This is a genomic window from Bradyrhizobium sp. SYSU BS000235 (assembly GCF_049747295.1).
GTDB lineage: Bacteria > Pseudomonadota > Alphaproteobacteria > Rhizobiales > Xanthobacteraceae > Afipia.
In genome coordinates this window covers 1,873,134-1,895,980 of record NZ_JBMHJM010000001.1, presented here as the reverse complement: position 1 = coordinate 1,895,980, position 22,847 = coordinate 1,873,134, and the positions used below count along the sequence as shown (strand labels likewise).

Here is a 22,847-nt window from a genome sequence, read left to right as displayed (position 1 = left end):
GTGCATCAGTTTTCGTAGGAGATCTGCACGTGAAGTCCCGTCATGCAAAAGCTCGGAGCACCACCGCCAAAAAGGCGTCCCCAACCAAGATGTCGTCAAAAGAAGCCGTCGTGCGGGAGAGGGTGGACGATCCGATCGAAATGATCCTGACGCAGTGGCAGCGAGAACGTCCGGATATTGATCCCGCGCCAATGAAACTATTCGGGCTGCTCGCTCAATCTCAGTCGATGACTACTTCATTTATGAATGATGCATTGGAGAAATGGGGGCTCTCGCGGCCCTCATTTGATGTGCTTTCAGCGCTAAGGCGCTCCGGGCCTCCCTTTTGTTTGACCCCAAAAAGTCTGTCAGAATCTCTAATGTTGAGTGGGGCTGGAATGACCAGCCGCCTCGATCGCCTTGAAAGTCTCTATCTGATCGCTCGATTGCCAGAACCGAACGACCGTCGAAGCGTGAAAATTCAGCTTACAGATCGCGGTGTTCGCTTAATTGACGAAATGATCCCAAGCATCGTCGAAGCCCAATGGCGCGTCGTCTCCGCGCTCGGTTCTCGTAATACTGGGGAGCTGATTAGCCTGCTGACCAACTTCTTGAGTTTGCTAGCCAGCAGCTCTGAGCAAGCCGCGGAATCAGAATTGGCCGCACGATAACCTCGGCGAGCTTGCAAAGTACTTCGATATCGAACTATATTCGTTCTGGCCTCCGAGGCCGGGGTCTGGCGGTTCTCATCGGAGGACTGCCTGAGCCTGCACGCTTTCGCGCGACCTGGTACGGGCGAGGGCTAATTGAGGAAGGAGCCACGTCTATGGGCATGAATATGGTCGGCGAGATCGAACTCGCGGCGCCGAGGCAAACGATCTGGGTGATGTTGAACGACCCTGAAATCTTGAAACAATGCATTCCGGGTTGCGAAAGCCTGGAGAAAGATACGGACGGGTCGCTCGTCGCTGTCGCAACAAACAAGGTTGGACCGATCAGGGCCAAGTTCAAAGGCCGGGTGCTGTTGCTAGATCTTGATCCTCCCAACAGCTATCGGATCAGCGGAGAGGGTGACGGTGGAATAGCTGGCTTTGCCAAGGGTAACGCACTCGTCAAGCTTGAAGAAGTAAGTGCCGATGTCACACGCCTCACGTACGAGGTCGATGCCCAGATAGGTGGGAAGCTCGCCCAGTTGGGGCAGCGACTGGTTAATAGCGTCGCAAAGAAGCTAGCGGATCAATTCTTCGAGCGCTTTGGAAGCGAGGCGGCCAAGTCGTAGCCATGTCGCGATCATTGCGCTGAGTGAGCATGAAGCGCCGACACCCTCTTCGGAACTTATTATTTCCGGCGGTGATTCTACTGGTCGCCAGTGTGCTTGCGCTGAATGCCTCGGCGCTACGTCAGAAACTCTCGCAATATCCTATCCGAGCGATATGGCCTCCTCCTGTTCCGATATGCTGGTACTGCTGATGTCGAGGATCTCTTCCTACCGATGCTGCATCACAAGCCGGATCTGACATCTCACGACGGGACCGACCGCTACAAATTTGAGATCGATCTTATTTCTGGGGTTCACGGTGATGCCAACAGAACTTGTTGTCTTGCTCTCCGTAGTTGGTTTCGGGGCGGTCGTCATTGTGTGGTGGCGCGTCTATGTCGGCTGGGATGCAAAGCGGCTGCGTGAAGAGTGGACGAAATTGAAAGATCACCCGCCGTACATGTGACTACGTCGCGGCTGAATGAAACGACGTTGGTTGACATGGCTTTTCGGTGTCCCTGCCAGCCCCAAACTTAAAGCAGGCTCTTTGAATTCTGAATTGCCCACTGCTACGTTATTCGTATTCGTCGCCTATGGCGTGAGCCTGCAGCGAGGTTGAAGCCATTTTTTAGCTTCCTTCGCAAGAAGGCGACAACGCAAGGACGCCCAGCGGAACGAGAGATGCATAGGGCCGTATCGTAAACAGCTGATCGCCATACCAAAGCAAAATACGCCGGCCGATCGTTCTATCGGCCGGCGCGCAGTTTCTCATAGTCGTTCATGGTTGGACCGATTTCAGATCAAATTCCTTTGCCTGCCGCACGACAGCCGCCCTGTCGTAGTTGTTGATCTCGTCGATAAGGGCGTTAGTGAACATGCGCGACGTCGGCACCGATTGAGCGATCTGTTTTTCTCTCAACAGGAAATCACCGAGGTTCTTCCAGTCGTCCTCGATAAAAAGGCCATTCTTGCCGTGCGTCTCCGGATTGGTCCACCCTGCCATTCTCAGCTGACTAATTTTCAGGCCCTGGGCCAAAGCTTTTTCAGGATCTTTCTCTTTTGGTCGACTTTCCGGATACATCTTCCAGGTAATCAGCACCGCTGCCGCCGGGTTTGCTAATGTAAAGTCGAGCGCCTTGGAGACGGCTCTCGCGAAACCGATCAACATTTTGGGCTTGTCGCGAATGACGTCGTTGCGTGCCAAAATCGAAACATCGGGCAGGGCCTCGAGCTTCGCATCGATTTTGAGGGGGCGCAGGTTCAGCCCGCTGAGTTCGAACCGCACATTGGCAGCATCCCAAAACACGATCGCATCGACGATTTTTTGCTGAATTGCGGCAACTGCCTGCGGGCCGGCTCCTATCGGAACAAATGTGACGTCGGTGTCCGGATTCAAACCGCCAGACCGTATATAAGCCTTTCCATAAGTCGTGCCGGCGCTTCCCAGTGCGGTGACTCCGATTTTCTTGCCACGAAGATCGCCGATGCTTTTAACCGGACTGTCAGCGGGAACCGAGATCGACCATATATTTCGATAGCCAGCATTGTAGAAGTATCGCAGATCAAGCGGTGCGCTTGCATTCTGTTGCATGCCAATCACCGCTTGCGCGGGACTTGCTTCCCCAACGTCGCCATTTCTGGCTGCAATCTGAATAGCAACTTCATTCGAGCCGCCGACCGCAAGCAATTCGACGTCGAGGCCTTCTTGCGCGTAGTAGCCGAGATACTTGGCCACCGGAAACGGCGCGAGAGACTCATCGATATTGCGTACAGGGATGAGCGCTCGAACTTTCTCGGCGGCGAAGCTGCCCCCTGTATTCATGGACATAGCGAGCATGAGCGCGACGAAAACTGAATACAACTTGGTCATGTTTGCCCTCGCTTGTTGAAGCGTATCTGCACGGACTTCAAACAACGACCGGGACCGCCAACCGATACCGCATTTCGTCAACGGCTGATCGCGAATGATCCTCCCAGCGTACGAGGAGAAACCTGACTGTCAATCTAAATCGCACATCCGTACGACAAATCGTACGATTGTGCGACAATATAGCTGGCGCGCGAATCGTCCCGCCGGCGACTTTCGCCGCGGGTTATTAAGTGGTGAAAGCTTGTGAAATTATGCGCCGGTCAGAATGTCATCGATCATTTTATTGATCGCGTCACGAGCGGCATTTCTCATCTTCGCGCCGGGCTTCATGAGCTGTAGGATTATCCGGCCGTGAACTTCAACCAGCATTCGATCTGCGGTCTCCTCGACCGGAATATCCGGCTTGATCTCACCGGCCTTTTGTCCCTCGGCAATCAGTTTGATCCAAAACCGCCTTTGCTTGTCGAAGCGCTTCGATTGGATGATTTGAAGCTCGGAACTTCGGGTACTCATCGCAACGGAGTTGATCCAAAAGCGCCACCATCGATTTGCTGGCAACTGCTCGACGTAAGACGAGGCGATGCGACGAAGTTGGGCAACGGGCGACCCCTTGTGCTGGTCCCAGTCATCCGGCAAGGCATAACCTGCCTCGAGCGCCGTCGCTATCAGCGCTTCTTTCGATCGAAAATGGTAGGTAATCGTGCCGAGACTTACATTTGCAGCCTCGGCAATCTGCCGCATCGTTACATTTTCAATGCCCAATTCGGCGATCAGGTCATACACCACACCAGCGATATGCCTTTGTTGAAGCTTACCCCGACTTTCGACAGGGGAGGATCCTGGCTTCGTTGCTGCTGAGTTTTCTGGCATACCGGCTGTGTTGGCTGTCAAAACGATCTAATGCTTCTTGAAAGCACTCCGTAGTACGGTCTTCAAGACCTTTCCCGTGCTGTTCTTGGGAAGTTCTTTCACGAAGACGACGTGCTTCGGCTTTTTATAACTGGCAAGCTCCTTTGCGCAACGCTGAACAAGCTCATCAGCCGATACGTTGGCCGCAGGTTCGAGTTCGATAAACGCTGCCACGGATTCCCCATAAATGTCGTCGGGTACACCGATCACCGCCGCGTCTGCGACCCCCGGATGACGCAGGAGGACCAACTCGACCTCCTTAGAGTACACGTTGTACCCGCCGGAAAGGACCATGTCCTTCTTTCTGTCGACAATGTAGAGATAGCCCTCCTCGTCAAACCGACCGATATCTCCCGTCTTGAACCAGCCATCCTGAAATGCGTTGCGCATCGCGTCAGGCTGCCTGAAGTATGTCCTGAAGAGGAGATATTGCCCGGGGAGTCCCGACCGCACCCATATTTCACCCGCCTCACCGGTTTGAACTGGCATGCCCGCCTCGTTGACCAGGCGAAGCTCCACTCCTGGCGTGACGCGCCCAACGGAACCGCTGTACTTGAGCTGGTCCTGCGGCTGGAGCATTGCCAGCGAGCCTGCTTCCGTCATTGCAAAGAAGGAGAATATTTGGAGGTGCGGAAGCGCCGTCATCAATCGTCGCTTGGTCTCGACGGGAAACGCCTCACCCGTAGCTACAAGGACGCGCAGGGAGCGATAGCGGCCAGGACCTGCCACAATAGATGGCAACATCATCCGGCCGACAGTTGGGACAATCGAAATAAGCGAGATCTCTTCAGCCTCGATGATCCTGGCCGCTTCCTCTGCATCGAAACGAGGCATGATATGTAGGGTCGTGCCGAGGACGGCCATGTTTCCAACGCGCGCGAAAGCAGTTCGATGCGCCAGCGGCGTCGTAACCAAAATTCGATCGTCGGCAGACAGCCGCCAATACGTCGCGTTCAAGAAGCCGTTTGCGACGATGTAATTTGCCTGCGTGGTGATAACGCCCTTCGGTCGTCCGGTCGTTCCAGAGGTGTAAGAGATCAGGCAGTCATCGCACTCTGGCGGGACGTCTATTTGTTCAATCTTAGCCGCAAGAAGAGTTGTAAGCGGTGTTTCATTCGAGCTTGAGGTCTCTCCAACGAAGAACCGTTGGAGACTATCGGTATCGAGCTTTGCGACGGCATCCCGTTCCGATTCGCTGAAGAAGACCGCCGCTGGGGCCGCATCCGTTATGATCGCTGAGATCTCATTTGAAGAAAGGCGCATATTGATCGGCATCGCGATCGCGCCACACTTCACGATTCCAAAGAAGATCGTCACGAACTCGCAGCAATTCGGCAGGCAAATCGCAATTCGGTCCCCGACCTGGATACCGGAGTGACGCAGATACGTGGCAATACGGCTGCTGTCCTCATGAAGCTGCCGAAACGTTACGCGACTGTCACCGCAGACGAGTGCTGCCTTGTTCGGCAGAAGGTGTGCTTGAGCAGCGAGGTATGCCGGCAGCTTCACGGCTATCTCCGTCTTGGTGCAAAATCGGGGAAAGCGATTTCTTCAGTCAGCCGATCCCACCGCACCTCGACCGGCATACCAATCTCGATTTCATTATCGTCGCAATCGACCAGATTGCACAGAAAACGAACCCCCTCATCAAGCTCCACATAGGCACAAATATACGGGACGCGCTGTTCGTGGCCCGGCCAGGGCGATCGTGTTACGGTCCACGAATAGACCTTTCCGTAGCGCGATGCTTCCCGCCACTCGAAAGTCTTTCGGCCGGTGAAAAGGCTGACCGGCCTTGGGAAGTGCTGAAAGCGTTTGGTCTCAGTGCAGAACTGCAACATCAACTTCCCGCGCTTTGCTCCATCCCAGAACTCCTTCGTATCGATGTATGATCCGATTTTTGGAAGAGGCCGGACGGCCTTTACGTTTTCATTCATCTCTATTGCTCCAGGATCATGACCGCTGATGTGCACCAGTTGCGAGCATATGGGATGCCACCGATGCCGGTGACCATCGCATTCTGGGTTCTCCTGATTTGCCGCGGTCCGCCATCGCCAAACATCTGCCGAACGGCTTCGACCAAGTTCAGCCCTCCGCCAGCGAGCCCTGGCTGCCCTGCGGAAATCTGGCCGCCACCGGTGTTAAGCGGCAGATCTCCCTTGAACGTCATATCCTTGCTGAGGATGTAATCGGCACCTTTCCCGACGTCGCAGAAGCCGATCTGCTCGAGTTGCAACATGATCGCGATGATGAAATCATCATAGGGATGGAAGGACTGCACATCCTGCGCTCTCAATCCGGATTGCTTCAGCGCGCGCGGACCAGCCGCCAGAAATCCCGACTCAGTGATTTCAGTGAGCGGCTCGGTGACTTTGTAGTGCGTCAGTTCTGCGTAACCGGTCGGATAAACTGCCTTAAGACCTCGCCGCTTGGCTTCATCGCTCGACATCACCAGAACAGCATTCGCGCCATCGCAGACCATGACGCTATCGAGGACACGCAGCGGATCCGAGACCAGCTTCGAATTCAAATAGTCCTCTTCGGTGATCGCCTTCCGTAGGCGCGGACATGCATTGTCATTCAGAATCGCATGGCCGCGCTGGGTCACCGCTAGTCGAGCAAGTGCACGCCGGTTTAAACCATAGAGATGATCATACCGCCGCATGATCATCCCAAACGCGCCAACAGGCCCCCTTAAGCCTGTCGGATATTGAAATTCAAAGCGTTGCGCGCCTTGCTCCGGCGTTTGGCCGCTGGATTGTGCATCTGCGGCCAGGACAAGCGCGATGGAGCAGGCTTTATTCTGAATCGCCATGGCCGCGCGTGCCACACCACCAATGCTGGAGACGCCTCCGAGCCCGAGCAGCTCGAGCCAAGTTGGGGATATGCCCAGAACGTCCGCCATATACTGAGCCCAGAATGGATTGGCGCTCTCGCTCATGGTCTCAGACACCAAGAGACCATCTATTTCGCTTTTATCCACGCTTGTTTGACGCAGGATCTGGTCGAGAGCATCTCCCGCCAACTCGTACGATGTTCGGCCTCCCCGGACGTCGATCTTTGTCTCCGCGTAACCTGCAATAGCAACGTCTTTCATTGACGGACCCATCTGGTTTCGTTCAATCGCTCTTATCGTACAACTGTACGACTAATTGTACGATTGTACAGTTTTTCTTTTTGCTGATGTTGTTTCCCGCCTGAGGCGCGCGTCGCGTTCCTCATGTTCAATGCGGCTCAATCCTCAAGGGCAAATCTGCCGGGACCGTTCGTTGTGCGCGGACAGTTGAACCGACCCATGAACGGGATCGACGAATTATGGGAGAGGGTCGATCTCCGCTATCAGCCAGTCGCCCTCGAGAACTGCTGGATATTTCCACGCTTTCACTGAGATGGGGCAACAACAGGAGGGGAGCCCACTGTGCCGGCGAAAGCCGAACCCGACTTTGCCAGGATGTGGTTGGTCTATGCGGAGCTTTAGTGCGGTACTTGTGCCGAACAAACTAACTCAAGCGTCTTCAAGGTGTTCGGGACATAGGGCGGCGGCTTTTTGAGTGGGCGGCCCTCTCAAGCCCTTCTGTAAAATGACTATAAAATTTCCTGGAGCAACGCTGAGCGCCCCTCGCTGGGTTCCCGACGGCCCCAAGGGCGCGCTACGGGCATCTGGCAATCCAGCCGGTGCCACCTTGTGCACACGGCTTCATGTTGACTAGATGGTCAACTTAATATAGAAAATACCCAGCCGACGTGGATCCCCCGTTCCGGGAGCGGTGTCCACGTTAGGCTCGCGGCGCGACTGCTCTGCGTCTCGAGCCGGATTCACATTAGTAGGAGAGATAAATGGCTGTCGCACGTCACGCTCGCGCCAAGGAGTTGGAGTCAGCTTCGCTCGAGGAAATCATGGCCCGCTACGTTGCTCGTTACGCCGATCGGCGTGCGGACTGGGCCGCCTTCGAGGATGCGAAGATCGAAGGTTTCAAGCGTGCGCAACACCGTTTCATTGGCGCCGGCGGTTCCGGTAAACATGGAGATAATTCTGCGATTCCTCCGGGAAATTTCACTCTCTCGATCATGTTCGTGCCGCCCGGACAGGGAAACGCAGCGCATACGCATGAGGTAGAAGAGGTCTTCTTCGTTCTGCAAGGTCATCTCGACATCTTCGTACAAGATGAGGATGGCCGTAAAATCGAAAAGCGCCTCGGACCATGGGAATGTATTTCCTGCCCGGCCGGCGTCATTCACGGCTACGAGAACAACAGCCTAGAACCGGTCTATTTTCAGGTGATGCTCGGCCGCGGAAAGCCCGAGACGATGGGGTATGCCGACGACGAACTTTATAAGCGTCGTGACGCTCACCTCACGGGCGCTTAACTGCGGCACCGATGGAGGCTTCTGCTCGGAAGTTTGTTCGACGCGGAAGCCTCTTACGGCGTGGCATACTTGTTACATCGCAAGTCGTGAATTGCGATCGGCCTCCTGGAGATGCTGCGTCCGGCCTGGGAGGCTAGGGCAATCATGTGACGCGAGACGCACATGAACCGCATCGAGCACGACTTTCTTGGTCAGCGTGAAATTGCTGGCGACCTCTATTATGGCGTTCAGACCGTTAGAGGTTTTGAGAATTTCGACATCACCGGCATAGCGATGAGTCACGAGCCGTCCTTTGTGAGGGCTTTTGGCTACGTCAAGAAAGCCGCCGCAATGGCGAATCGAGATCTTGGGGTCTTGGCGCCGGATATTGCAGAAGCGATCCTGGAGGCCTGTGACCGGGTGATCGCCGGAACTATGAACGATCAGTTCGTCACTGATCTTGTCCAGGGCGGGGCCGGCACCTCAACCAACATGAATGCCAATGAGGTGATCGCGAACCTCGCGTTGGAACTGCTCGGCCGCGATAAGGGCGATTATCAGCATGTCAGCCCGAACGATCACGTGAACTATGGCCAGTCAACCAACGATACGTATCCCACGGCCCTTCGTCTGGCACTGATCCTACGGCTTGAGGCGTACGTCACTGCTCTAGAGAGGCTGCGCGATTCGTTTTTCGAGAAGGGCAAGGAATTCTCACGCGTCCTGAAGATGGGGCGGACCCATCTTCAGGACGCAGTGCCGATGTCTCTGGGCTCGGAGTTTCGGGGCTGGGGGACAACCATTGGAGAGGAAATCGATCGGACGAGGGAAGTTCAAAAGCTGCTTCGAGAGATCAATCTTGGCGCGACCGCGATCGGGACATCGGTCACCGCCGCACGCGGTTATCCTCGGCTGGCGGTGAAGCATCTGAGCGATTTGACGGGGATTGAGTTCGTACTGGCGAACGACCTCGTGGAAGCGACATCGGATACCGGCGCTTATGTGCAGCTCTCGGGCGCGCTGAAGCGAACGGCGAGCAAACTGACAAAGATATGCAATGATATCCGATTGCTGAGTTCAGGCCCTCGATGCGGATTAAACGAGATAAACTTGCCTCAGCTGCAGCCTGGATCTTCCATCATGCCTGGGAAGGTCAATCCGGTTATCCCGGAAGTCGTGAATCAAGTGAGTTTTCTGGTCATTGGACTCGATACCACTATTACGCTCGCTGCTTCAGCGGGGCAGTTGCAGCTCAATGTGATGGAGCCGGTGATCGCCTTTTCGCTCTTCTTTTCCATTCGGACCATGGAACGGGCGATGACAAGCCTGCGCGATCGCTGCATCGTCGGTATAACGGCGAACGAGGAGCACACGCGAAATATGCTTCTGAATTCCCTGGGCATTGTCACGGCACTTAAGCCCTTGTTCGGCTATCGCGTGTGTGCCGAAATCGCCCGTGCCAGCTATTTGGAGGGGAAGTCGCTCCACCAACTCGTCGTGGTGGAGCGGGAGCTGATGTCGCAACAGCAATGGGATGACATGTTGAGCTTCGAGCGACTGGTCAACCTGGATCCAGCATAGCCGGGAGGTACGGGCCGCGCCTTACGCGGCCTGTTTCACGGCTTCGGCAAATCTTTCGAAGAACTGGTCGGCAAGTTTTTTGGCTGTGCCGTCGATCAGGCGCTGCCCGAGCTGGGCCAGCTTCCCGCCGATCTGGGTTTCGACCTCATAGGTGAGCAGGGTGTTTTCGCCGTGGTCGGCGAGGCGAACCGAGGCCGCGCCCTTGGCAAACCCTGCGATGCCGCCATCCCCGGTGCCGGAAATCTTATAGCCTTCCAACGGCGCGATATCCGACAAGGTCACACGGCCCTTGAACTTGGCTTTCACGGGCCCGATCCGGTTGACGGCGACCGCCTCGAATTCGTGATCGGAGAGGAGATTGAGCTGTTCGCAGCCCGGGATACACGATTTGAGCGTGTCGGGATCGTTGAGCTTATTCCAAACCGTTGCGCGGGGGGCCGCCAGCTCAATGGTTCCGTTCATCGTCATCGGCATGACAAAGATCCTTACGTTGCGTGAGTGAGGCAGCATTCGCTGCTCTGCGCGTTCGATAGAACGCGAATTTCAAGTAGGTTGAAGCTCAATGACGCGATCCCCGGGCATCACGCGGAGATCAATCCACTTCGCTTCTTGATGGTTTGAACCAAGCTAAACGGAGCGAGGATCGACGTCTTCGGATTCGCCGCCAATGTCTTGGAACGAATGATGGTGGAGATTTCACCGAACTCGCCACGGGCCACGTAGGAATGAACATTGCCCTCAGCCTGCGGGTCAACGATCAGTCGGACGCGGGTTTTATCGAAGCCTAAGCCTGCCAACGCGATGGCAGCCACGACGTTCGCATTCTGCGGAAATGTCAGAGCCGCTGTCCGAGCTTCGCAATCGATGAAAGTATGAGGTTCCGTCACGCGGTCGAGCTGCACGATCTTCTCGGCTGCCGTTCCTTTCCATGCTGCGGGTGCCTTTCGCCCGATGTAGTCGACGGATGAAAGACCTGCCTCCCGCGCCGCGCTTAACGCGTCAATGCCTCCCAGGGCCCCACCGGGAATCAGCAGCTTGCCGCCTCCGGCGGAGCTGGCAAACCGCAGGGCTGTTTCCAAGTCCGAGTCGGCCAGCGCGCCGACCGATACGACGAGCAGATCGGTTCCATGGCGCAGGATGGCCTCGCCGAAAGCGCGTAAAGCGCCGTGGCCGGCACATTCCACAACCAGGTCGGGCCGTGTCGAGAGAAGTTCATCGACATCGTCGACAACAGGCTTTGAGCACGCGTCAGGCCGAGGCAATGAAAGCACTGCACAGGTCTCGATGTCCGGTTCGCAATTCAATTGCGAGATCAGAAATCGTCCGATTGCGCCATATCCGATAACTGCAATCCTCAAGGTAAACTCCACGATCCGAGGTCATCCATATGTTGACTATGTGGTCAACATGATGTCAAGCTTCTAAATCAGGTAAGAGCGCCCGTCAGTCGTGCGCTTCAGAGAACAGGAAAGATTGACGAAGATGACTGAGAGCTCTGTGCGCGCGCCAGTAACGAAGGATGGTCGTTTCACGGTTGTCGATCCATGGACCCAGGTCGCCGCATTTGAAGTGCAGCCAGGCGGGAACGATGCGGTCGACCGGGCAGCAAAATCAGCGCGATTGGCTTTCCGGGCGTCCGCCAAGGCGTCTGCTCATGAGCGTGCGTCCTGGATTGGCGCCGCAGCCAAAGTCCTCGAAGGTGAATTCGAGCGCCTGGTGACGATGACGATCTCACACATCGGCAAGCCGCGGCGGGCGGCGGAAATGGAAGTGAAACGCAGTATTGCGTTTATTCAAGCCTGTGCACAGCATATCCATAGCCTGGGCGGCGAGGTCATTCCGCTTGATGCTGTTCCGGCGGGCAAGGGTTTGTTCGGATTCACGCGGCGGATCCCCTATGGGGTGGTGGCCGCAATCACGCCGTTCAACGCACCATCCAACTTGCTGGTTCAGAAGGTGGCGCCGGCGCTCGTGACTGGAAACGCGGTGATTATCAAGCCGAGCCTCGAAGGTACGCAGATCGCGGAAGCCATAGCGAAGGCATTCGTGCAAGCGGGCCTGCCGGAGGGACTCATTCACGTCGTTTCGGGGGACCGTGAGGAAGCGCTTGCGCTTGCAGCGCACCCCGACGTCGATGTCGTGACGCTGACGGGCGGAACCTCCGCGGGTGACGCGCTGGCACGCGCTGCAGGTGCTAAGCGATTCCTGGGCGAGCTCGGAGGAAACTCGGCAAATATCGTGGCTGCGGATGCAAATCTCGAAGATGCCGTTGCGCGCCTTATTCCATCTTCTTTCGAAGCAAGCGGTCAGCAATGTATTTCGACTCAACGGATCATCGTTGAAACGACAATTTTCGACAGGTTCCTCGATCGCTTTGTCGAGGCATCCAAGCGGCTCAAATTGGGTGATCCAAAGCTCTCCGATACCGATCTAGGACCGGTTGTAAACGCGCGTGCCGCGGCCCGAATAACCTCAATGCTGGAGGATGCACGGGCACTCGGCTGCAGCATCATAAGCTCCGGCGGCAGCACCGGATGCGTCATTCCGCCAACGATCGTTGTCGATCCGCCTTCTGAGGCTCGTTTGGTTCGTGAAGAGGTCTTTGGTCCCGTTGTTGTTGTCATGCGTGCCAACAACCTTGATCATGCGATTCAGATCGCCAACGAGTGTGAGTTTGGATTACAGGCGTCGTGTTTCACGACGAGCCTTGCTTCAGCAATGCGTGTCTCGGAGGACCTGAGAGCAGGCTCCGTATGGATCAACGAAGCCAGCCGCTTCCGGCTCGACAACTATCCATTCGGAGGCGTCGGGAGATCGGGTGTGGGCCGCGAAGGGCTTCCATATGCGCTCGAGGAGTACACGCAGCCGAAGTTTACTGGCGTCAGGCTTGCCTGACGCTTGGTGAACGAGCTTAAGACGGCGGCGTTTCCTGTATAAATCTAAGGCAGGCCCGACCTAGCTCATCCTCTGCAGTGTTGAAGTGGGCTATAATCGACGTGTGATTGTGCCCCTTCAACCACATAAAAGGTGGAGCATGCCCCTTTGCGGCAGCGAGGCGATGGGCGAGCTCGAAGCAATAAACGTCGATCAGAGGATTCTCAAACTCGGCGCAGGCCACAAACGTGGGTGGGCTTTGGGCATCCACGTGCGAAACCGGGGATAGATCGTCGTAAACCGAGGTATCCGAGCCATAGTAGGCCATGACCCGCTTCGCGTTCGGATTGTCGTCTCGCGCATCAGCGCGCACTCTCCCGCTAATGATCAGAACGCCGGCCAAACCATGACCGCTCGCGGGCTGAAGTTTCTTGTCGTAGGCGTAGCTTCCAACATGGGCGCCGCCCGCTGAGTGGCCCATGAGAAATATGCGCTTTGGGTCGACGTTAAGCCGGTTGGCGTTGGCCCGGACCCAGCTCACGACTGACGCAATATCAAGGGTTGCTTCCGGATACTGCGCCTCGGGCGCGAGACGGTAGCCGAGATTGATGCCGGCGACACCGTGTCGGGCGAAGTAGTACAGCACGTTGGCGTAGATCTCTGTGCTGCGGTGTCGGCTGCCTTCGGTGAAGGCGCCTCCGTGCACGAAAATGAGTGCTGGCCTGCGGCCGGCAGACCCTCTCACAGGGTTGAAAAGCTCGAATTTCTGTCGCTCATGTGGCCCATACGAGATGGATTCGACAGCGATATTGTCCTTGGGAGACCACTTCAGCACATCGGTGAATTTGTCGATCATCAACTGAATGTGGCCCTTGGTGTTGGAGGCCCAAATCGGGCCTACCTTCGCCATCAGGTCTGATAGTTCAGTTGGTATCGTTGGCAGCACGGTCATTCTACACTCACAGCTTCAGAAGTTTCCGTGCGTTGTCCCCGACAAGTTTGCGCTTGTCGTCCGGCGACAACTGAAGTTGCTCGATCCAATCCATCCCGTCTTGGTTCAGAACGTAAGGGTAGTCGACGGCGAACATGATGCGATCGATGCCAAGCTCGAGCATTGTGCACATGAGCGCCGGCGTGGAAAAGAAGCCGCTCGTTGTGACGTGGAAGTGTTCGCAAAACAGCTTGCGGAAATCGAGAGGCTTTTGGCCCGGGCGAGCAAGCGATTGGTTGATGCGCCATAGCAAGAATGGCAGCGTTTCCCCAAGATGGCCAAGGATGATCTGGAGCTTTGAGTATTTTTCGAGCGCTCGGCTCAAAATAAGGCGAATGGCGACGGTTGCTGTCTCGACCGTAAATCCCCAAGCCGGTCGGATGACTGTCGGAAATTCATTGGCGTAATCGTCGTAGTAAAGCTTCGTGACTTCCGAATTTGGGACCGAAGGATGCAGGTAAATCGGAACATCGAGTTTTTCTGCCACTTCAAAGATTGGCCAGAACCGCTTGTCGTCGATGAACAGACCATTCGTAAGCCCGTGAATCATTGCTCCCTTGAAGCCGAGTTCCTTGATGCATCTTTCGAGCTCTCGTGCCGCCTGTTCTGGAACTGGGGTCGGAAGGGCTGCAAATGCTGCAAAGCGGGAGGGATGCTTAGCGCACGCTTCGGCGAGGCGATCGTTCGTTCGCTTCGTCAGGTCGACAGCAACATCCGCCGGCAATTTCTGTGCAGCCGGTGCACCGTGGGAGAGCACCTGGAGATCAATTCCAGCCTCATCCATCGCGCGCAGCCGAACGTCGCCGATTTCGGTCAATAAATCCTGGACGTGGGACTTGTTCTCGCCGCTCGGAAAATGTTTCGCCAGTTCTGGATCCCAATAGTGCTCTTCGATGGCGATAACCGGCGTATTGTTGTGCATTGCAAATCCCTAACTCTAATGGTCTCATGTGATGCAGGCTATCCATGTGTTGACCGAATAGTCAACAATCCATATAGTGAATCTGAAAGTGCCCGGCGACGACAGTCGTCAGCGAATGAACTGCGCGGGCAGACTATTTTGGAGGAGGCCGTAAGCCGATGTTTCTTTATTTCTGGGGGGTGCAATGAAGCCTCCGGTTCTGGAATATGCAGCGCCCGTTTCCGTAGATGAGGCTGTAAAGCTGCTTGCGTCGAGAAATGGAGATGCCAAGGTCATTTCCGGCGGACAAAGCCTGATGCCAATGTTGGCCTATCGCCTCGCGTCGCCCGAGCTTCTGGTCGATCTCAAGTATCTTAAAAACCTAGACGCGATTGCCATCGGCGAAGATGGGGTTCGATTGGGCGCCAAGGTGCGATGGTGTGATATCGAGGCCGACAAACGGCTCACTGTCAGTCATCCACTGCTTGCAGAGGCGATAAAACATGTTGCCCATTACCAGGTTCGCAATCGGGGAACGGTAGGCGGATCGGTCGCACACGCGGATCCTTCGGCTGAAATGCCGGGAATTGCGCTCACCTGCGAGGCGAAGCTGACCATCGTCGGGGCATCGGGCACACGAATTGAAGACGCCGCCGATTTCTTCGTGGGGCCACTTCAAACGACGCTCGAGCCGGATGAGATTTTGACTGAAATCCACCTTCCTGCGTGGAATGCAGAGCGAAAATGGGCGTTTCTGGAGTTCGCGCGAAGGAAAGGCGATTTCGCGATGGCGGGAGTCGCCCTTTTTTACGATCTCGATGGAAAGCAGCGGATCGTTGGCGCTCATGTGGGTGCGATCGGCATCGCAGACCGGCCAATCCGGTTGACGGAAGTCGAGAGCTTGCTGAACGGAAATCCTCTGACCGAGAGCCTGATCGCCGCGGCCTCCGCAAAGGCGAGACAAACAGTCGATCCGCCATCCGATATCCACGCGCCAAGCGCCTATCGGGCGGCACTTGTCTCGACGCTTCTGGCTCGCGGCCTGAAGAAAACGGCAATCTAGGAGTTGATGATGCAAATCGAATTCGATCTCAACGGCAACTCCGTAAAAGCCGATGTCGAGCCGCGCACGACGCTCGCCGACTGCATCCGGAACGATCTTGGTCAAACGGGAACGCATCTCGCCTGCGAGCACGGCGTCTGTGGCGCATGCACAGTCTTGGTCAATGGTGAAGCTGTCCGTTCGTGTTTAATGCTGGCCGTTCAAGCCCAGAATGAAAAAGTGGTCACCGTCGAGGGGCTCTCGGGGGACGAACTGACGCCGCTGCAAGCCGCATTTCGCAAGCACCACGCGTTGCAATGTGGGTTCTGCACCCCAGGCTTCATTACAACGGCGCATGCACTTCTCAGCCATGAACCGGACGCCGACGAAGAGCGAATCCGGGAGGTTCTTTCGGGAAATCTATGCCGGTGCTCGGGATATATCCCGATCGTCGAGGCTGTCCTGGAAGCGCGCGGCTCCTATCGAAATGAGGGTGGCAAGTAATGAAAGTTTCGAATTCTTATATCGGCCGCCCCATGGAGCGCGTTGAGGATCTCCGCTTGGTCCGGGGCGCCGGGACATACGTCGCTGATGTCAACAGGCCGAACCAGCTCTATGCCGTCATTCTGCGGAGTTCTGCCGCTCACGGAACAATCAAGTCAATCGACACTCAAGCTGCCCTCGCGCTTAAGGGCGTTCACGCTGTCCTGACGGCTAAGGATTTCGGAAGCACAGTTCCGCGGATTCCGCTGCGGTTGCAGCCGTTACCTCAGCTTGAGACCTTTCACCAGCCTGTGGTCGCTGATGGCAAGGTTCGCTATGTCGGTGAGCCAATTGCCGTGATTGTTGCCGATAGTCCGGCCATTGCGGAGGACGCACTGGAGTACGTAGACCTGGACATCGAGCCGCTGGCGCCCGTGGCCAATCGCGCTCATGTCGAGGCGAAGAAGTCATTGCTGTTCGAGGAGCACGGCTCCAACGTCGCCATCACCTGGAAGGCGTTCCGTGGTAATGCGGACGAAGCTTTCAAGACTGCCGATTACGTGCGACGCGAACGATTCAGGGTGCAACGGCACGCCGCCATGTTCATGGAGCCGCGCGGCTTTGTGGCGGAGTGGGACAGTGCAGCCGGCAAGTTGACTGTGTGGGGCGCGGCGAAGACGGCGTGGCACAATCGCCGTACTCTCGCTGCCCAAATGGGTCTCGAACTGGAGGCAGTCGACCTGATTGAGGTGGACGTCGGTGGCGGCTTCGGATCACGTGGAGAATTCTATCCGGAGGACTTTCTCATCCCGGCGGCGGCGAAGATCGTCGGCCGGCCCGTTAAATGGGTCGAGGACCGCCGCGAGCACATGATGAGCGCCAACCACGCGCGAGATGTGGAGTGCGAAGTCGAGTTTGCCGCGACACGTGACGGCAAGTTCATCGGGTTGCGAGGACAGGTATGGTGCGACACCGGTGCCTATATTCGAACGAACGGCTCGGTCGGACCACGCAATGTCGCGCAATACATGAGCGGTCCGTATTGCTTCGAACACATCGATATCAAGAGCTCGATGCTGACTACAAACAAGACGCCTTGCGGAACGTACCGAGGGCCGGGACGCTATGAAACGGACTTCATTCGTGAGCGAATGATTGATCTGGCAGCTCAAGACTTGAAGATCGATCGCGTGGAGTTGCGTCGCCGAAACCTGGTGGCTGACGCTCAGATGCCTTATCCGCTTGCGTCCATTACGCCCTACGACAGCTCGACCGAACTCGACAGCGGTGACTATCATGCCGTTTTTGACCGCTGCTTGCATGAATTCAAGTGGAAGGAAAAATCCAAACTGCGCGGGCAGCTGATCGATGGCTACTACCATGGACTGGCTGTGGGCAGCTTCATTGAAGGTGGTGCTGCAGGACCGAAGGAAGAAGTCCGGCTGGTTTTAGAGCCTGGCGGGTTGCTGACGGTCTACATGGGTTCATCTTCGGTCGGACAAGGACTGGAAACCATCATGGCGCAGATCGCTGCGGACGCGATGGAAATCACATACGACAAGATTACGATCCTCCACGGGTCCACGAGCTATGTGAAGGATGGTTACGGAGCCTATCATTCCCGCTCGACCGTTATGGGTGGATCTGCAATTCTCGTCGGTGCTGAAAAGCTGAAAAACCTCATACGGGAGAAGGCGGCCGCTCACTTTGGGTGCGCTCCAAGCGATGTCTCGCTGGGCGAAGAGCAGGCAACGTTCCGGCAATCCAGCATTCCGTTCGGGGAGCTCTCGGAAGAACCGCTGGAGATCGAAGCCGAATTTTTCAACAAGAAGTATACATGGGCTTATGGCACCCAGGCCGCGCACGTGGCGGTCGATCCGGGCACCGGCCATGTCAAGGTTCTTGATTACATGTCGGTAGAAGACGTGGGGCGCATGATCAATCCATTGACCTTGCATGGGCAGGCCCTCGGATCCATCGTTCAAGGCCTCGGCGGCGCGTTTCTCGAGCACCTTGTCTATGACGATGAAGGGCAGCTCCTTACAGGATCTTTCGCCGATTATCTGATGCCGACGGCTTCGGATTTCCCAAAGATCGAATCGATCACGCTTGAACTGAAACCCTGTCCAAACAATCCCTTGGGGGCCAAGGGAGCGGGAGAGGGCGGGCTCATTCCTGTGGGCGGCTTAATGGCGAATGCAATCGCCGATGCGCTGTCTCACCTCAATGTGCAGCCTATGGAATTGCCGCTCTCGCCACCGCGAATTTGGCAGTTGGCGGAGGATGCGAGTGCGGAGGCTTCGCCGGTCTAGTTATTTTTATTTGATTTTCGCAGACGTTTAAGCTCTCTCTGGAGTCGGGTGGGGACCCGCCCGCGTCCAGAGAGGCACGGTGACCTTGGGATACGAAGGAGTCCTCGCTTGGCCATCTAAGGGATAGAGGAGTCCATCTTGGCGCGTCGAAGCAGCGATCCAGCTCGGGTTCGGGAAAAGATTCTAAAGCTTGCGATGGACGAATTCGGTCGCATCGGATTCGAAGGCGCGCGTGTTGATAGGATTGCGGAGCGCTGCAACCTCAGCAAGAACATGCTGTACTATTACTTCAAGTCGAAGGAAGGGCTGTTCGTCGCCGCGCTTGAGAAGATGTACGAGGCATTTCGCGATCAACAGCGGGATTTATCCATCCGCGCGAGCGATCCCATGTTTGCGATGGAACAGCTGATCGAGCACACCTTCCTTGCGTTGGAAAGCAACCCAAATCTCATTCGTTTGCTGAATGAGGAAAACAAGCATCGTGGTAAGTATATTCGAAAATCGAAGCGGATTCGGGATTTGTACAATCCGCTTGTCGAAACCTTGAGCTTCATTCTCGATCGAGGAAGCAAAGACGGGATATTTCGGACAAACCTCGACCCGACGCTGGTTTATCTCACGCTGTCGTCGCTTTGCTATCACTACCTGTCAAACCAATACACTTTGGAAATTGCTCTCGGCAGAGACCTCAGTTCTGTTAGTTCGCGTCAAGAATGGCTTCGGCACGTGACCAACGTTGTCCTGCAGTTCTGCGTGTTCGATCCAGAGGATATGTTGCGCCGAAATGCCGAGACGAAACTAGCTCAGGCTGACATTCGCGAGCGCCGTAAAGTCGAATCCTGAAAATTGGACTATGCACGCGGCACAAATTGAGTGCAGTGCACCCGATTGCGAGCGCGCCATGACGCGTTTCGGGAACATCCCTTTTGTAATGAAAAACTAATTGGTTAGATAAATAGCCGGCACAAAAGTGTTGGCCCGATTTCGCTTGGTCGCCACCGAGTTCAACAAAACAAACAAGAATTAGGCAATTTGCGCCTTGCCGCGCCTGAACGCTTTGCAGTTAGAAATATTTGTAACTAGACAAATCCTACGAATTCCAGTTAACTTCTTGGTCAACAGAGACCAGTCTCCGCGTATGTGACGCGAGAGATTTAGGGAAAAAACGGATTAGGGATGATTGGATTGAACGCCCAGCTAAGAGACAGAGATGGTGCGCGCGTAGCGGACATTCCCGGTAATCCGGCAATGATCAGAATCGCTAATTTGGAAAAGCGGTTCAATACGCGCTCAGGCGAGACAGTGAATGCTCTGACGAATGTTAACCTCGACATTCGTGAGGGCGAATTCATTTCAGTCGTAGGCCCAAGCGGCTGCGGTAAAACAACGCTATTGCGTATCCTGGCCGGCCTTGAGCAGGCCACTTCCGGCGTCGCTGAGTGTGGCGGCACTCAAATCACTGAACCGCGACCTGATGTTGGTGTTGTCTTTCAGCAGGCGACGTTGCTTCCGTGGAATACGGTGCTCGAAAACGTCTTGCTTCCCGCGAGACTCCGAAACGACAAATCTGAAGCCGTTGTTACGCGCGCGCGAGGCCTTTTGTCCTTCATGGGCCTGAAGGATTTTGCAGAAAAATACCCGTTTGAACTTTCAGGCGGAATGCAGCAGCGTGCTTCCATTTGCCGCGCCCTGATGCGCGAACCTCGCATCTTGCTCATGGATGAGCCGTTCGGAGCACTTGATGCGATGACTCGCGAGTCCATGAATATGGAACTGATGCGAGTGTGGTCGGAAGAGAAGAAGACCGTGGTCTTCATCACCCACAGCATTCCAGAAGCTGTCCTTCTCGGCGATCGCGTCGTGGTCATGTCACCACGGCCGGGAAGAATATCGGAAGTCATCGATGTCGATATAGGTCGTCCCCGCAGCCTTCAAACCATGGGGACGCCACGCTTTGGTGAAATCTGCCACCACATCCGTACGATCTTTGGCGCGCAATCAATGACGGCGACCTCGCTATGAGCAAGAACTCTTCAAACAAAAACAGACTGCAATCGATTGTCCTCGCAATCGCATTCCTGGCCGTTTGGGAGGGATCATGTCGTCTGTTTGAGATTTCGCCAATTGTCTTGCCCGCACCGAGCTCAACGCTTATTCGCCTCTACTCCTTGTTTGAAAGTGGAACGATCTGGCCCCATCTTTGGGCGACACTTTTCGAAGTTTTGCTGGGATTCTTGCTTGGCTGTATCGCTGGCCTGGTCGCCGGCGCAATGATCTCGCTGATCCCGGCCTTCGAGCGGCTCGTTTATCCTTATCTCGTTGCTCTTCAAACCCTGCCAAAAATTGCGATAGCGCCGCTCTTTATCATCTGGTTCGGTTATGGATTAACTTCGAAAGTCGTCATCACGGCCCTTATTTGCTTCTTTCCTATTCTCGTCAGTGTCATCGCCGGCTTTCATTCAACCGATAAAGATCAGTTGGAGATGATGAAGGCCTTCGGGGCGACGAAATGGCAGGTTCTCCTTCGGTTAAGAATTCCGTCGGCGTTAGTTCTCATCTTCGCGGGATTGGAAATCGCCGCGGTGCTCGCAGTCATCGGAGCCATCGTCGGTGAGTTTGTCGGTGCGCAGGTCGGCCTGGGATACCTCGTCATCACACTAAACTTCAGCATGGATGTTCCGGGGGTCTTCGCAGTTTTGATTATCCTCTCGATCATAGGCTTGGTGATGCACGGTCTCATGCGCTACGCGGCCCGTCGTTACATTTTCTGGATCCGTCGTAGTGAAGCGCCGGTAATGACTTGAGCTTTCCCAAAGGAGTCGGATATGCCGATTAGATGTTCCCTACGTCGCCTATTTCTATCGTCGGCGATCCTTGCCGCTGTCGCATGTAACTTCAGCGCAGCAAATGCACTCGAGAAAGTTCGGGTCTTAATTCCGGTCCGAAACATTGATGAAGCCTTCTCTCCATTCGTCGTGGCAAAGGAGAAAGGGTACTTTGCCGACGAAGGTTACGATGTCACTCTTATCGCGGTTGGGGGCTCGAACGAGTCAGCCATTCAAGTCACTTCAGGAAACGCCGAGGTCGGAGCCGCCTCACCCGGTGAGGCACTCGTCGGTATTCAGTCCGGAAAGCTCGATATCCGTTACTTCTACGGCTTGTATTATTCCAATATTTGGTCGGTGGGCGTGTTGCCCGACAGTCCGATCAAGAGCATTGCCGAATTGAAGGGCAAGAGACTTGGCGTTCAGTCAATGGGAAGCGCTGGGACAACCTTCGGGCGCGCCTTTGCACAAGCGGCTGGCCTGAATCCGGAGACGGACATTTCATTCTTGTCCATCGGTGTCGGCGCGCAGGCCGTGACCTCCGTACAGCGGAAGATGGTCGACGGCATTGTGTATTGGGACGCGGCAATCGCGAAGTTCAAATTCTCGGGGTTGTCGCTGCGAGAACTTCCTGTGGCTGAGAATCTACGTACACTTCCCGACGTCGCCTTGTTGGCGCGCAACGAAACGATCGCGAAAAACCCGAAGATGCTGACAGGTATCGCGCGGGCGGTCGCAAAGGGTTACGATTATTCGATGGCCAATCCTCAAGCGGCTGTGCTGATCACCTGGAAAGCATATCCGGAGGCGAAGTCCAAGAATCCGGATCCTAAGGCCGCCCTCGAAGAGGGCGTGGTTGTGAACCAGGCGCGATTGGGGATCTGGAATTCGAAGAAGATCGGCGACAAGCACGGCCTCATGGTCAAAAGTGACTGGGAACGCCTGATCCAGTTCTTTGTGGATCAGAAGGTAATTCCGGCTGCCGTGCCTGTCGATCACGTCATCACAAACGATTTCAACGACGCGATCAATCAATATGACCGGCCGGCTATTATTGCAGCCGCCAAGAAAGAAGACCTCTCAAAGCTTCAATAAGCGAATAGATGATGACCACTGCGGGCCGCGTCATATGTTGGACAGAGTGAACTACTTCGATCATTACAGAGTCCCACATATCGTCGCCTACCTGGTCCGGCGATGCCGAGTAGCTTGGGCGGCTGGCTTCGAGGAGGGGGGCCAGCCGCCCTCAGGCACGGGGCCGAGGCGTTTTGATTTTGACCCATTGTTCGGCGATCTCCATTTCTGAGCAGTTCTTAGCGGAGCTCCTGTTAATTCGTCGGAATCCGACGATCTTGTGGGGGCCTGCGACTAGTTTCTCGGTTGTCTTCGTGAACGCGACGCCAGCGGTTTCCGTAATATCACCGCGATGGCGGTTCCAAACGAGAGCCCCGGTGAAGCGATCAACGACCGCTTGC

General features: G+C 55.6%; 22 protein-coding genes. 13 read left to right on the top strand and 9 right to left on the bottom strand.

The window, feature by feature from the left end:
- The first annotated feature begins 29 nt into the window (after positions 1-29).
- The 3 genes from ACP0KA_RS08815 to ACP0KA_RS08805 all read left to right on the top strand — a co-directional run bounded on the left by ACP0KA_RS08815 (position 30) and on the right by ACP0KA_RS08805 (position 1,703).
- Positions 30-650 (top strand): MarR family winged helix-turn-helix transcriptional regulator, encoded by a 621-nt coding sequence (locus ACP0KA_RS08815; protein WP_424628439.1) that lies wholly within the window; start codon positions 30-32, stop codon positions 648-650.
- Between the two features lie 155 nt (positions 651-805).
- The gene (locus ACP0KA_RS08810) at positions 806-1,258 is read left to right on the top strand and encodes a CoxG family protein (protein ID WP_424628438.1); all 453 of its coding nucleotides are present in this window, start codon (positions 806-808) and stop codon (positions 1,256-1,258) included.
- Positions 1,259-1,559: 301 nt separating this feature from the next.
- A complete protein-coding gene (locus ACP0KA_RS08805) occupies positions 1,560-1,703 on the top strand; it encodes a hypothetical protein (RefSeq protein WP_424628437.1) in 144 nt (47 codons plus the stop codon).
- 312 nt (positions 1,704-2,015) lie between these two features.
- Here ACP0KA_RS08805 and ACP0KA_RS08800 read toward each other — a convergent pair whose 3' ends face one another.
- From ACP0KA_RS08800 to ACP0KA_RS08780, 5 genes are all read right to left on the bottom strand, one after another.
- Positions 2,016-3,107: an ABC transporter substrate-binding protein gene (locus tag ACP0KA_RS08800; RefSeq protein ID WP_424628436.1), complete on the bottom strand. Its 1,092-nt coding sequence runs from the start codon at positions 3,105-3,107 to the stop codon at positions 2,016-2,018.
- A 249-nt stretch (positions 3,108-3,356) separates the two neighbouring features.
- Positions 3,357-3,998, bottom strand: coding sequence for a TetR/AcrR family transcriptional regulator (locus ACP0KA_RS08795; RefSeq protein ID WP_424628435.1), 642 nt, complete (start codon positions 3,996-3,998; stop codon positions 3,357-3,359).
- A 6-nt stretch (positions 3,999-4,004) separates the two neighbouring features.
- Positions 4,005-5,525 (bottom strand): class I adenylate-forming enzyme family protein, encoded by a 1,521-nt coding sequence (locus tag ACP0KA_RS08790; protein ID WP_424628434.1) that lies wholly within the window; start codon positions 5,523-5,525, stop codon positions 4,005-4,007.
- Positions 5,526-5,527: 2 nt separating this feature from the next.
- On the bottom strand, positions 5,528-5,857 hold the full coding sequence (locus ACP0KA_RS08785) for a Zn-ribbon domain-containing OB-fold protein (protein ID WP_424628433.1): 330 nt from the start codon (positions 5,855-5,857) through the stop codon (positions 5,528-5,530).
- A gap of 98 nt (positions 5,858-5,955) precedes the next feature.
- Entirely contained in the window at positions 5,956-7,113 is a 1,158-nt protein-coding gene (locus ACP0KA_RS08780) for a thiolase family protein (protein WP_424628432.1), read from the bottom strand.
- An 800-nt stretch (positions 7,114-7,913) separates the two neighbouring features.
- On the opposite strand from ACP0KA_RS08780, the gene ACP0KA_RS08775 reads away from it, so the two are divergent.
- Positions 7,914-8,384 (top strand): cupin domain-containing protein, encoded by a 471-nt coding sequence (locus tag ACP0KA_RS08775; RefSeq protein ID WP_424628431.1) that lies wholly within the window; start codon positions 7,914-7,916, stop codon positions 8,382-8,384.
- 162 nt (positions 8,385-8,546) lie between these two features.
- Positions 8,547-9,944 (top strand): aspartate ammonia-lyase, encoded by a 1,398-nt coding sequence (locus ACP0KA_RS08770; protein ID WP_424628430.1) that lies wholly within the window; start codon positions 8,547-8,549, stop codon positions 9,942-9,944.
- 21 nt (positions 9,945-9,965) lie between these two features.
- Here the strand turns inward: ACP0KA_RS08770 and ACP0KA_RS08765 are convergent, their stop codons facing one another.
- Together ACP0KA_RS08765 and ACP0KA_RS08760 are read right to left on the bottom strand one after the other, a co-directional pair.
- Positions 9,966-10,418, bottom strand: coding sequence for an SRPBCC family protein (locus ACP0KA_RS08765; protein ID WP_424628429.1), 453 nt, complete (start codon positions 10,416-10,418; stop codon positions 9,966-9,968).
- A gap of 107 nt (positions 10,419-10,525) precedes the next feature.
- The gene (locus ACP0KA_RS08760) at positions 10,526-11,302 is read right to left on the bottom strand and encodes an aspartate dehydrogenase (RefSeq protein WP_424628428.1); all 777 of its coding nucleotides are present in this window, start codon (positions 11,300-11,302) and stop codon (positions 10,526-10,528) included.
- Between the two features lie 124 nt (positions 11,303-11,426).
- Between ACP0KA_RS08760 and ACP0KA_RS08755 the strand changes: the two genes are divergently transcribed.
- The gene (locus ACP0KA_RS08755; protein ID WP_424628427.1) at positions 11,427-12,839 is read left to right on the top strand and encodes an aldehyde dehydrogenase family protein; all 1,413 of its coding nucleotides are present in this window, start codon (positions 11,427-11,429) and stop codon (positions 12,837-12,839) included.
- 16 nt (positions 12,840-12,855) lie between these two features.
- On the opposite strand, the gene ACP0KA_RS08750 is transcribed toward ACP0KA_RS08755, so the two are convergent.
- Both ACP0KA_RS08750 and ACP0KA_RS08745 read right to left on the bottom strand, forming a co-directional pair.
- A complete protein-coding gene (locus ACP0KA_RS08750) occupies positions 12,856-13,770 on the bottom strand; it encodes an alpha/beta hydrolase (protein WP_424628426.1) in 915 nt (304 codons plus the stop codon).
- A gap of 7 nt (positions 13,771-13,777) precedes the next feature.
- The gene (locus ACP0KA_RS08745) at positions 13,778-14,731 is read right to left on the bottom strand and encodes an amidohydrolase family protein (protein WP_424628425.1); all 954 of its coding nucleotides are present in this window, start codon (positions 14,729-14,731) and stop codon (positions 13,778-13,780) included.
- Positions 14,732-14,915: 184 nt separating this feature from the next.
- Here ACP0KA_RS08745 and ACP0KA_RS08740 point away from each other — a divergent pair, with 184 nt between their 5' ends.
- The 7 genes from ACP0KA_RS08740 (at position 14,916) to ACP0KA_RS08710 (ending at position 22,467) form a co-directional block, all read left to right on the top strand.
- On the top strand, positions 14,916-15,773 hold the full coding sequence (locus tag ACP0KA_RS08740; RefSeq protein WP_424628424.1) for an FAD binding domain-containing protein: 858 nt from the start codon (positions 14,916-14,918) through the stop codon (positions 15,771-15,773).
- A 9-nt stretch (positions 15,774-15,782) separates the two neighbouring features.
- A complete protein-coding gene (locus ACP0KA_RS08735; RefSeq protein ID WP_424628423.1) occupies positions 15,783-16,256 on the top strand; it encodes a (2Fe-2S)-binding protein in 474 nt (157 codons plus the stop codon).
- Positions 16,256-18,547: a xanthine dehydrogenase family protein molybdopterin-binding subunit gene (locus ACP0KA_RS08730; protein ID WP_424628422.1), complete on the top strand. Its 2,292-nt coding sequence runs from the start codon at positions 16,256-16,258 to the stop codon at positions 18,545-18,547. Before ACP0KA_RS08735 ends, ACP0KA_RS08730 begins: the two co-directional genes overlap by 1 nt.
- A 138-nt stretch (positions 18,548-18,685) precedes the next feature.
- Positions 18,686-19,390 (top strand): TetR/AcrR family transcriptional regulator, encoded by a 705-nt coding sequence (locus ACP0KA_RS08725; RefSeq protein WP_424628421.1) that lies wholly within the window; start codon positions 18,686-18,688, stop codon positions 19,388-19,390.
- 333 nt (positions 19,391-19,723) lie between these two features.
- Positions 19,724-20,569 (top strand): ABC transporter ATP-binding protein, encoded by an 846-nt coding sequence (locus ACP0KA_RS08720; protein WP_424628420.1) that lies wholly within the window; start codon positions 19,724-19,726, stop codon positions 20,567-20,569.
- A complete protein-coding gene (locus ACP0KA_RS08715) occupies positions 20,566-21,351 on the top strand; it encodes an ABC transporter permease (protein WP_424628419.1) in 786 nt (261 codons plus the stop codon). The genes ACP0KA_RS08720 and ACP0KA_RS08715 overlap by 4 nt, the downstream gene beginning before the upstream one ends.
- A gap of 21 nt (positions 21,352-21,372) precedes the next feature.
- On the top strand, positions 21,373-22,467 hold the full coding sequence (locus ACP0KA_RS08710; protein WP_424628418.1) for an ABC transporter substrate-binding protein: 1,095 nt from the start codon (positions 21,373-21,375) through the stop codon (positions 22,465-22,467).
- Positions 22,468-22,847 lie beyond the last annotated feature (380 nt).